8 protein-coding genes are annotated in these 10481 nt (G+C 58.5%); 1 reads left to right on the top strand and 7 read right to left on the bottom strand.

Going from position 1 to position 10481, the window contains the following annotated elements:
* Window positions 1–117: 117 nt before the first annotated feature.
* The 6 genes from RX972_RS21395 to dapA all read right to left on the bottom strand — a co-directional run bounded on the left by RX972_RS21395 (window position 118) and on the right by dapA (window position 7067).
* On the bottom strand, window positions 118–1242 hold the full coding sequence (locus RX972_RS21395; protein WP_231675743.1) for a sialidase family protein: 1125 nt from the start codon (window positions 1240–1242) through the stop codon (window positions 118–120).
* Window positions 1229–2659 carry a sodium:solute symporter family protein gene (locus RX972_RS21390; protein WP_027899518.1) on the bottom strand — a complete coding sequence of 477 codons (1431 nt, stop codon included), beginning with the start codon at window positions 2657–2659 and terminating at the stop codon, window positions 1229–1231. Before RX972_RS21390 ends, RX972_RS21395 begins: the two co-directional genes overlap by 14 nt.
* Window positions 2660–2734: 75 nt before the next feature.
* Window positions 2735–3757 carry a 4-hydroxythreonine-4-phosphate dehydrogenase PdxA gene (pdxA, locus tag RX972_RS21385; RefSeq protein ID WP_231675744.1) on the bottom strand — a complete coding sequence of 341 codons (1023 nt, stop codon included), beginning with the start codon at window positions 3755–3757 and terminating at the stop codon, window positions 2735–2737.
* Window positions 3750–5012 (bottom strand): four-carbon acid sugar kinase family protein, encoded by a 1263-nt coding sequence (locus tag RX972_RS21380; RefSeq protein ID WP_316878283.1) that lies wholly within the window; start codon window positions 5010–5012, stop codon window positions 3750–3752. Before RX972_RS21380 ends, pdxA begins: the two co-directional genes overlap by 8 nt.
* Window positions 5009–6178 (bottom strand): iron-containing alcohol dehydrogenase, encoded by a 1170-nt coding sequence (locus RX972_RS21375; RefSeq protein WP_316878293.1) that lies wholly within the window; start codon window positions 6176–6178, stop codon window positions 5009–5011. Before RX972_RS21375 ends, RX972_RS21380 begins: the two co-directional genes overlap by 4 nt.
* A 16-nt stretch (window positions 6179–6194) precedes the next feature.
* Window positions 6195–7067, bottom strand: coding sequence for a 4-hydroxy-tetrahydrodipicolinate synthase (gene dapA / locus RX972_RS21370; protein ID WP_316878282.1), 873 nt, complete (start codon window positions 7065–7067; stop codon window positions 6195–6197).
* 261 nt (window positions 7068–7328) lie between these two features.
* Here dapA and RX972_RS21365 point away from each other — a divergent pair, with 261 nt between their 5' ends.
* On the top strand, window positions 7329–8129 hold the full coding sequence (locus RX972_RS21365; protein ID WP_316878280.1) for a DUF2242 domain-containing protein: 801 nt from the start codon (window positions 7329–7331) through the stop codon (window positions 8127–8129).
* Between the two features lie 133 nt (window positions 8130–8262).
* Here the strand turns inward: RX972_RS21365 and ilvA are convergent, their stop codons facing one another.
* Window positions 8263–9786, bottom strand: coding sequence for a threonine ammonia-lyase, biosynthetic (gene ilvA / locus RX972_RS21360; protein WP_316878278.1), 1524 nt, complete (start codon window positions 9784–9786; stop codon window positions 8263–8265).
* Window positions 9787–10481 lie beyond the last annotated feature (695 nt).

Genomic DNA, 10481 nt, shown 5'->3' with positions numbered 1-10481 from the left:
CGATAGCGTCAGCACAGTCGATAGATTATCGACTGTCAGATCCAATCGCGGGCAAGCGCGCTCCTACAGGTCCTGTTTGCTGATAGACAGCGTGGCCTGGGCCGCTTCTACAGAAAATCAGCGCACTGCCGCCAACGGCAAATGCACATGCTTGATCTTTTGCCGAAAGTACGTAAACGCCACGTGCAGACTGCCATCCCGTGCCTGAATAATGCTCGGATAGGAAAACTCGCGGTTGAGCTTTTCCTGAGAGTTATTGGTCAGGCAGAAACCATCCCCCAACTCCAGGTCCAGGCGCACCGGCCAGCTTTGCCCGTCGTCATGGGACAGCGCCAGGCTCATGGGCGCGCGGGGGATGCCCCATACCGCGCTTTTGCCATCTGCGCTTTGACCCGGTGTCACGCGGTCATCGCCGTCATCTTCGATTTCGTCGTACAGCGAAGCCCGACGCTGGCTGTGGCCCTCGGCGCTGACCGGGTTGTAGACCAGCGCGAGTTCGCCGCTGTTGAGCCGCACAAACTGGATGGACGAGTTGTTGTTCGGCAGTTCCGTGGCGATCGGCGCACTCCAGCTTCGACCGCGATCAGTTGAGCGGCTGCTGTAGATCGAGTCGGCCCAGCGGCTACGAAACAGGCCGAGCAAGCTGCCGTCGGCCACTTGATGAACGTTCATGTGCACGGCGCCGGTGCTGTCCGGGACGTCATGGCGCGACCAGCTTTGCCCTTGATCACTGGAAATCATCACCGCGCTGACGTCGTGATTACCCACCCATTTTTCGCCGGGGTGGGTGATGCAATACCAGACCGGCAACAGCCAGTCGCCGTTATCCAGCACCACCGGCGGTTGGCGCACAAAGGTGCCCGGTTCGTCGAACAGGGTTTCCACCGGGCCCCAGGTCTTGCCTTGATCCTCAGACAGGCGACGGCGAATGATCGCCGTTTCCTGATTGCCGGAAATCTGTGCGGTCCAGATCAGCCACAAAGGACCTTGCGGGGCCTGGAACAGGATCGGGTTCTGCTCGGAGCGAGTGTCATCCTGAGACAGTTTCTCCGGTTCGCTCCAGACGCCGGTCTGCGGGTCGCGGCGCGAGAGCAGTACGAAAATGTCGGCCATTCCTTCCTGTGTTCCGGCGAACCAGGTGCACAGCACCGTACCGTCGGCCAGTTCATGCAGGTTTGCGGCATGGTTCTGTGCGTATGGCGTCGGCAGGAAGGCGTCCTGACGTTGTTCACTGATTGGCATGGGAAATCCCTTGTTTGTCGTTGCCGGATTTATCCTGACTGCGGGCGATTGATTGCGGGAACAGACGCTCCACGGCAATCACGATGGCCGGGGTGATCAGGGCGATGTACATGTTATCGATGCCGTACGGGTTATCCAGCAGGTACCAGACGCTGGTGGTAATGGACGAGGCGATCAGACCCAGAGTCGCGCCACGGCCGGAGCCGAAGAACGGCAGGTAGATGGCGATCATGGCCACGACGGCGATGGACAGGCGCAGTGCACGGGTGAAGAACGACAGGTTGAGGATTTCAGGCACGAAGAACACAAAGAACAGCGGCACAAAGCCGATGATCAATGCAATGAAGCGAGTCGCCTTGAGTTCGCGATCCACCGATGGCTTGCGCATTGGCACGTAGAAGTCCCGCACCACCAGCGATGCAATGGCCAGGGCGACGGTGCTGACGCTGACGAAGATCGAAGCGACCAGAGAAATGGTCACTACACCCGCCAGAACCGGACTCATTGACTGCAGGAAAACAGGCAGGGCGTACAGGCTGCCCATGTCCGGATGCAGGTATTTGGACGCCACACCGATAAAGCCTAGCGCCAGCGCAATCGGAATGCATAGCAACGAGGCGTAGAAGGTGGAGCGTTGGGCGGCTTTCGAATCAGGCGTCGAAGAAATCGCCTGAATGATGAACTGGGTAGAGAAGATCGCACCCACGGTGCCGATGATCCACGCCATGATTTTCGAGCCGCCGATAGCACCATCCCAAGTGAAGTAGTGTTCAGGCATGTTCTGAATCACCGGGGTGAAACCGCCCGTCAAATTCAGGGCCACATACAGCACGATCATCACGCCGATGTACTTCACGCCGGTGTGCAGGATGCTCATGTAAGCCACACTTTTCAGGCCACCGAACACGTAGTACAGGGTGCTGATAACCGCAGTAATGAACGCTGCAGTAGGCAGGTTGATCTTCATCACGGTGGCAATCGCTGCTGCGCCGCTGACGTAGTTACCGACGTTCACCAACAGCAGGGCGTAGATCATGATGATCGAAACGGCCAGCTTGGTAGAGTTGCCGTACTTCTTGGCGATGAACCCGGAAATGGTGAACTCGCCGGAGTTGTAGAGCTTGCGGGCCATGAGCAGGCCGAACAGCGGGAAGCCGATGGCGGCTGCGATCACCGACCAGGAGGCGGCGAAGCCACTTTCGAACGCGGCCTGGGCCGTACCGACCGTGGATTTGGCACCGATGAATTCCGACATCATCAGAATGCCGACGACAAAGGCGGGCATGGTGCGTGCGGCGACCATGTATTGCTCACTGGTTTTGCTGCGCAGTCGCAGGCTCATCCAGGTGGTGATGACGATGTAAACGACGACCATGCCGATGATGATCGCAGTGTCCTGCGAGTTGAAGGTTTCCATCATTTCGCTCCATTGTTGTTTTTGTGGCGCGTTGTTTCAGAGGACTTCAGGGATTGGTGTGAAAGATTGCGTGGCTCAAACAGCCACTGACTGGCGTGTCTCCCGCTTGCGGGTCGCAAGCTCAACGGCCTGACGCAGGGCCTCGATCAGGCTGCGCTCGTCAGCGATGCCTTTACCGGCAATGTCGAACGCCGTGCCATGGTCGACCGAAGTGCGGATCACGGGCAGGCCGACGGTGACGTTGACTCCGGCTTCCAGACCCATGACTTTCACCGGGCCGTGGCCCTGGTCGTGATACATGGCCACGACCGCATCGAAGTCACCGCGGCCGGCGCGGAAGAACAGCGTGTCAGCAGGCAGCGGGCCCTCCACACGCCAGCCGCGGGCGCGCAGTTCATCGATGGCGGGTTGAATCTTGGTTTCTTCTTCGCCGTAGCCGAACAGGCCGTTTTCACCGGCATGCGGGTTGATGCCGCAGACCGCGATCAGCGGATTTTCGATACCGGCGCGGGTCAGGGTTTCCCGGCAGCGCTCGATGGTGCGCTTGACCAGCCCCGGCTCTATTTTGGCGATGGCGTCGATGATGCCCATGTGAGTGGTGACGTGAATGACGCGTAGAGTCGGGGTCATCAACATCATCGAGACTTCTTCGATGCCCAGCAGGTGCGCGAGCATTTCCGTGTGGCCGGGGAAAATATGCCCACCCGCATGCAACGCTTCCTTATTCAGGGGGGCGGTGCAGATCGCGTCCAGCTCGCCGCTTTCAGTCAGTTGGACGGTGCGCTCGATGTAGCGAAACGCTGCGTTGCCTGCCACGGCTGACAGCTTGCCGTAAGGCATGTCCGCCGGGATCAGGCCCAGATCGATACAGTCCACCGTGCCCAGTTCGAAGCGGGCGCTGGCGGGGGAGGCGATACTGTTAACCCGCAGGCTGCCACCGACAATCCGGTTGGCATCTTCAAGGCGTTGGGCATCCCCGATCACCAGCGGCCGACAGCTGTCGTACACCGATTGGTGGGCCAGAGTTTTCATGATGATTTCCGGACCCACACCGGCGGCATCGCCCATGGTGATCCCGATCACGGGACGTTCAGACATGATGGATTTCCTTTTTAATGTGGGGCGTGTCCGCAGTGGATGTGCTGCGGCCATGAAGCTGTTGCCAGGCGGTTAGCAGGGTGTCCGGCTGGCCGAAGGCACCAGCCTTGGTCACCACGTTCAAGCCTGTTTCGGTTCGGGAGAGCACGACGCCGGGGGCCAGTTCACCTTGAACCTCAAGACGACCAATGCCTGCTGCAGTGAGAATGGCCCGGGCAGTTTCGCCACCCGTAGCGATCAGCGATCCCGTCACGGCGATTGCAGGCTCTAACCATGCGGCGAGGGCGCTGCTGAGTTGCGCGGCGACGGATGGATCACGCTCTTCCTGACTCAGGGTCAGCAAGCAGTCTTCACCCTTGGCCAGACGCAGATAGAGGAGGGTGATCAGTTGTTCGCGCTGTTCATGGCGAGCCGGATCGAGCAGCGTGGCGGCATCTATTTCCAGACAGAAACAGCCACTGTGCTCGGCCAGTGTGCTGGCCTGTTGTTGTGAATGCCGGGACATGCTGCCGACCACTGTCAGTACCGGCGCACGGCCTTGCACGTTAATGTCGCCAGACGCGGGCAGACCCAACGCCTCTGGCAAATGCTGGGCCAGACCTGCCGAACCGACCCAGAACAGCTGGCGATACAGCGGCGCGGTTGCGCGGGCCAGACGTTGCAGGTCTGCGTCGGTCAGGGCATCACAAATCAACGCCTGCACATTGCGTTGTAGCGCTTGATCCAGCGCGTTGCTCAGCGCCGTTTCGTCGCGCAGGGTATCGAGATCTATGGCGACACAGTGCAAGCCTTCTGCGCTAAGGCTTTCCAGCAGGTTGCCGGTGCCGAGCAGGTTTTCATTGCGCCATACATCGCTCAAGGCTACCGAGATGCCGTTGATCAACTGCACCGAATCTTGTGTGGTGCGGCCCATGGCGGGAAAGGCCGGGGCGACGATGGCCAGGCCCCGAAGTGCCTGCAACGCAGCGATTTCGCGAGCGACATTGCCGCGCAAGGTGGAGTCGATTTTCTTGTACAACGCTCTGTTGGCGTACTGACGCTGCTGCAATATCGCGCTGTTGGCTTTCGCTGCCGCGCCCGGATCGAGTCGTCGAGAATCCACGTCCACCGCAACCACTGCTGCGGTTGATGAAGCCGTCTCTGTATCGAGCACAATCTCGGTCGACAGTCGTTTGGCGAAACCCGCCGCGCAATCGGCTGCTCCGGACAAGTCGTCAGCAATGATCAACAAACCCGACAGCTTCAAGGCGCTCATGGCAGCAAGCACCGATAAAGCGTTTCGATGTCGGTCAGGCTCAGGGCCTTGGGATTGTTAGCCATCAAGCGGGTGACTTTTGATGCGGCTATCGCCATGTCTGCCAGATGCTCCTCGCCGACGCCAAACTCGCGCAGGTCTTGAGGAATGTTCAGGGTGGCGGTCCATTGGCGGATCTGCTGAATCAGCTTATGCGCGGCGATTTCATCGCTGTCCTGTTGCTCTGCAACACCGCAGACACAGGCGGCGCGTTTCAAACGATCTGCGCAACTGTCCAGATTGAAGGCCATTACATGCGGTAGCAGCATGGCGTTGGCCACGCCATGAGTGACATGAAACTTGCCGCCCAACGGATAGGCCATGGCATGCACGGCCGCTGTGCCTGCTGCGGTCAGGGCCAGGCCGCCATACATCGAACCGAGCAACATGTCGCCGCGTGCCCGAACCGAATCCGGTTGCTGATAGGCCTCAACGATGCTGCCCGCGATCAGACGCATGGATTCCAGCGCGAAGGCATCGCTGATCGGGTTGGCCTTGGTGGAGATAAACGATTCCAGCGAATGCACGAAAGCGTCCATGCCGGTCGCGGCGGTGATGCTGCGTGGCAAGCTCAGCGTCAGCAGTGGATCGAGGATCACCAGCGTGGGCAGCAAGTGACGGCTGACCACACCGATTTTCAGTTCTTCGTCGGGCAGGGTGACGATGGCGTTGGGTGTCACTTCCGAGCCGGTGCCCGAAGTGGTTGGTACCAGCACCAAGGGCTTGCCGGGATGGCTGACTTTGTCGACACCCAGCAAATCGCGCAGCGGCGTGTCGTTGGTCAGCATCACCGAAAACAGCTTGGCGGCGTCCAGCACGCTGCCGCCGCCAATGGCGATCAATGCGTCGGGTGCGTGAGGTGCAACGTCTTCACGAAAGACGCGCTCTATGTTTTCCAGGGTCGGTTCGATTTCGACGTTGTCGATCATGTGCACGGCAATGCCGGCGGCATTCAGCTGTGCGCTGACTTTCTCCGTGACGCCCAGGTTATGCATGGCGTTTTGCGTGACCAGCACGACATTGCGCAGTGGGGTATCGAGCAGCGACAGTTTTTCACTCAGTTGCTCAAGGCTGCCAGGGCCGTGAATGACGTGTTTGACAGTTTGGAAGTGGTAAGTAGACATCAGCGCATCTCCTGGCGAGTCAGCGGTAAACCGCGAGCAGGGTTTCCAGTTTTTGCACGGCGGCCGCATCCAGCGGCTGCACGGGGGCGCGACAAGGGCCGACCGGGAGATTGAGCAGCTCGGTGGCTTTTTTCAGCACAACGGGCATGGTGCCCATGGCGAACGCGTCGCGCAGTGGGCGCAAGGCCTCCTGAGCAACTCGCGCAGCAGGGTGATTGCCAGCCTGAAAGTGGTTCCAGATCGACATGACCAGATCCGGCACTGCATTGGCGGTCGCGGCAATCGCGCCATCGCCACCGGCCAGCAGATTCCAGTAGATCAGTGAGTCAGTACCGGCAAAGACCGCAAAGTCGTCGCTGCGGTATTTCATCATCTGTACCAGAGCGTCGAAGTTACCGGCGCTGTCCTTGATGCCTTTGATCATCGGGTGTTGATGCAGGGCGGTGACGGCACCAATGCCAATGGACATGCCGGTTTTGGCCGGAATGTTGTACATCATCAGGGGCAGGGTGGACGCATCGGCGATGGTTTCGTAATGCTTGATCAGCTCGCTCTGGCTGATGGCATTGAAGTAGGGCGTGATGACGGAAAGGGCGTTTGCGCCGAGGTCCGTCACTTTTTTGTTCATTTCAATCACTTCGCGGGTAGCGAAAGCGCCGGTGCCTATCACAACCGGCACTCGGCCTGCCGCTGCCTCGACGGTGACGCGGGCGATTTCCAGCTTTTCAGCTTCTGATAACGTGAAGAACTCGCCATTGGTGCCGAGCACAAAAAGCCCATGTACCCCAGCTTGAATGAGGTTTTCGACGAGAGCGCGGAGGGCGTGATGGTCAACCTGCTGATCAGCGGTGAAAGGCGTGACCAAGGCTGGAATAATGCCGCGAAATTGCATGGTGGGATTCTCGTTTTATTCTTAGTGAGATCAACAATGATTAAAACGATCATAAAACGCAAGTTATTTTGATCGTTTCGTTCATTGTTGATTGAAGCGATCATTTCTTTGGCTTCATGCCACTATCTCGAAAGACCGTGACGTGGCGGTTTGTAACAAGATCCTTTCCATCTGCGCGTTGATCCTGCGCGTGCCTTGTTGCAGACTTACCGACGTTTTCCAGTCCGCCGTCTTGCGGACCGTTTCTACCCAGGATCCTTGATGCCTAACTTAGTTAACTTTCGTACCGCATGCTGCGCCATTGCCTTGTTGGCAGTCGTGGGCTGTTCCTCGAAAAAAACCGCAGTCTACGAGCACGAGAATTTTGACGACGCGGGGACGTTTTCGAGGACTTACCCGGTCAGTGATTCAGCCTCTTGCGAAGCGGCGCGTCGCGCCTTGCTGAGCCAGGGCTACATCATCACCAGCAATGACCCGAAGATGATCAGCGGTAACAAGAGCTTCCAGCAAACCGGCGAGACTCACATGCAGATCAGCTTCAATGTGGTTTGTGCTGCTGATGACGCCACGGACAAGAGCTCGACCGTATTTGCCAACGCCCTTCAGGATCGTTACGCGCTGAAGAAGACCAACAACTCTGCCAGCCTGGGTGTTGGCGTGCTGGGTTCGGTGTCGATGCCGATCGGCTCTACCGACGACTCGATGGTCAAGGTCGCGAGCGAGACGGTGGCTTCGGACAAGTTCTACGATCGCTTCTTTACGCTGGTGGACAACTTCATGCCGCCTGAGGTGAAGAAAGTCGCCAACATCAAAGAAACCCCGAAAGCTGCGCTGGGCGTGCCTGAGCAAACGGTGCCTGCGCCGAAACCGGCAGCATTGGTTGAGCCGGCACCTGCAGCCGCTCCCGCCCCGGTAGCAGAACCGACACCTGCGCCTGCAGTTGAATCCAGTCAGCCAGTGCCTGCACCGGCACCGCCGACTGAATCAATTCAGGCTGAACCGGCTCCGGCGCCTGCGGAGGAGGCCCCGCAAGCCGAGCCGGAAGTCGCTCCAGCGCAATAACCAGCAGACATATCGCTTATGTGGGAGCCGGGCTTGCCCGCGATAAACGATAACGCGGTATTTCGACTACCTGCGTCTCATATATCGCGGGCAAGCCCGGCTCCCACATGGAATAGACCTGCGCGTATCAGTCCTACCCCAAAAACAGCTTATACGCCGGATTCTTGCTCTCATCCCAATACGGGTAGCCAATCTCGGCCAGTGCCGCCGGGACCAGATGCCGTTCATCCTCTGGCACCACCAGCCCCGCGACCACACGACCATCCGCCGCGCCATGGTTACGGTAATGGAACATCGAAATCGTCCACTGGCCGCCCAGCTTGTTCAGGAAGTTGAACAGCGCACCCGGACGCTCCGGGAATTCGAAGCGGAACACCACTTCGTCGCTGACCCGCTCGGCATGCCCCCCAACCATATGTCGAATGTGCAGTTTGGCCAGTTCGTTGTCGGTCAGGTCAATCACCGGGAAGCCCTGCTCGGTGAGGCTGGTGATCAGATCTTTCCGTGGGTCGGTATAGGGATGCGTCTGTACGCCGACGAAAATGTGCGCCTCGCGGTCGGTGTGATAACGGTAGTTGAATTCGGTGATCTGGCGCTTGCCGATGGCCTCGCAGAACGCCTTGAAGCTGCCCGGTTGCTCGGGAATGGTCACGGCGATGATGGCTTCGCGGCCTTCACCCAGTTCGGCGCGCTCGGCTACGTGACGCAAGCGGTCGAAGTTGACGTTGGCACCTGAGTCGATAGCGACGAAGGTCTGGCCGCTGACGGCTTCCTGCTCGACATACTTTTTGATCCCCGCCACCGCCAGGGCCCCTGACGGCTCGGTGATCGAGCGGGTGTCGTCGTAAATATCCTTGATCGCCGCGCAGATTTCATCGGTGCTGACCGTGATCACTTCGTCGACGTAGTGCCTGCAGATGTCGAAGGTGTACTCACCAATTTGCGCCACCGCCACGCCGTCCGCAAACAGACCGACCTGCTGCAGCACAACGCGTTCGCCGTACGCCATGGCTTGCTGCAGGCAGTTGGAATCATCCGGCTCGACCCCGATGACCTTGATCTCCGGCCGCAGGTATTTCACGTAAGCCGCGATACCGGCGATCAAACCACCGCCGCCCACCGGGACGAAAATCGCGTCCAACGGCCCCTGATGCTGGCGCAGAATCTCCATGGCCACGGTGCCTTGCCCGGCAATCGTGTCTGGATCGTCATAGGGATGGATGTAAACGAAGCCCATTTCTTCGACGAGCTCCAGCGAATGAGCCAGCGCTTCAGGGAAGGAATCGCCGTGCAGTACCACTTTGCCGCCCCGGGAACGCACGCCTTCGACTTTGATTTCAGGCGTGGTCTTGGGCATCACGATAGTCGCTTCAACGCCCAGGGTTTTCGCCGCCAGTGCCAGACCTTGCGCGTGGTTGCCTGCCGACGCTGTCACTACGCCCCGCGCCAGCTCTTCCGGGCTTAGCTGCGCCAGCTTGTTATACGCGCCACGAATCTTGAACGAGAACACCGGCTGCAAGTCTTCGCGCTTGAGCAGCACCTGATTGCCAAGCCTTTCGGACAACTGACGAGCGCCCTGCAAGGGGGTTTCCACGGCCACGTCGTAGACGCGAGAGTTGAGGATTTTACGGGCGTACTGATTGAGCAGGTCAGTCATCGCGTCGGCCCCTTGTGATGGAGGGCGGTGCGCTGAGCCTGAGAAGCGAAGAGGGCGGTTTGAATGCTGATCATGTCTGACTCCCGGTTTGCTTTTTTAGCCCAGGAGACAAGAAAAAACCGCCTCTTGGGCGGGTTGGGTGCACGCGTCGGCTAACCCGCCATGACTGGAATGGCGGTAATAATAATCTGGCCGGCGAAATGCTTGGTTACGTTCATGCTTGAAGACTATTGCGGATGCTCTTTGCAAGTCAAGACAGGCAAAGCTAAATCCTTATCGGAGCGCTTCGTATCTTAATGATCAGGTCATTTTTCCTTCACCTTGGCACTTTATGGTGAGGGCAGTGGTCAGTGAATGACGTCATTTAAAGAACAGCCAAGAGGGCACGCGTTATGGACGACTATCAAGAAGAACTGCTGGAATACCAAGCGTTTGAACTAGATCCGCCAGAGCCTGCGGATGATGCGACTGAGTTGTGAGTGTCTGAGCAGACGTCTTTTCTGTAGGAGCTGCCGAAGGCTGCGAAAGCAATCTTCCTGACATATTGCTATCGCAGCCTTCGGCAGCTCCTACCCAGACTGTGTGAAAACTACTGCAGGCTGGGCACCTTCGGTGCTACGCGCACAATACTGCGTTAAAAACAGGCGAAAAATGCTCATTTAGAACACCTAAACTCCGCTTTTTCGCCTGTTTTT

The sequence above is a fragment of the Pseudomonas syringae group sp. J309-1 genome (genome assembly GCF_032582135.1).
GTDB classification, from domain to species: domain Bacteria; phylum Pseudomonadota; class Gammaproteobacteria; order Pseudomonadales; family Pseudomonadaceae; genus Aquipseudomonas; species Aquipseudomonas quasicaspiana.
The sequence above is the reverse complement of the archived record's forward strand: the minus strand, read 5'-3'. Positions and strand labels throughout refer to the sequence as shown.

What these genes read in the sequence shown, in the direction of transcription:
- RX972_RS21395 (WP_231675743.1), bottom strand. Translation starts at nt 1,242, where the DNA reads ATGCCAATCAGTGAACAACGTCAGGACGCCTTCCTGCCGACGCCATAC.
- RX972_RS21390 (WP_027899518.1), bottom strand. Translation starts at nt 2,659, where the DNA reads ATGGAAACCTTCAACTCGCAGGACACTGCGATCATCATCGGCATGGTC.
- pdxA (WP_231675744.1), bottom strand. Translation starts at nt 3,757, where the DNA reads ATGTCTGAACGTCCCGTGATCGGGATCACCATGGGCGATGCCGCCGGT.
- RX972_RS21380 (WP_316878283.1), bottom strand. Translation starts at nt 5,012, where the DNA reads ATGAGCGCCTTGAAGCTGTCGGGTTTGTTGATCATTGCTGACGACTTG.
- dapA (WP_316878282.1), bottom strand. Translation starts at nt 7,067, where the DNA reads ATGCAATTTCGCGGCATTATTCCAGCCTTGGTCACGCCTTTCACCGCT.
- RX972_RS21365 (WP_316878280.1), top strand. Translation starts at nt 7,329, where the DNA reads ATGCCTAACTTAGTTAACTTTCGTACCGCATGCTGCGCCATTGCCTTG.
- ilvA (WP_316878278.1), bottom strand. Translation starts at nt 9,786, where the DNA reads ATGACTGACCTGCTCAATCAGTACGCCCGTAAAATCCTCAACTCTCGC.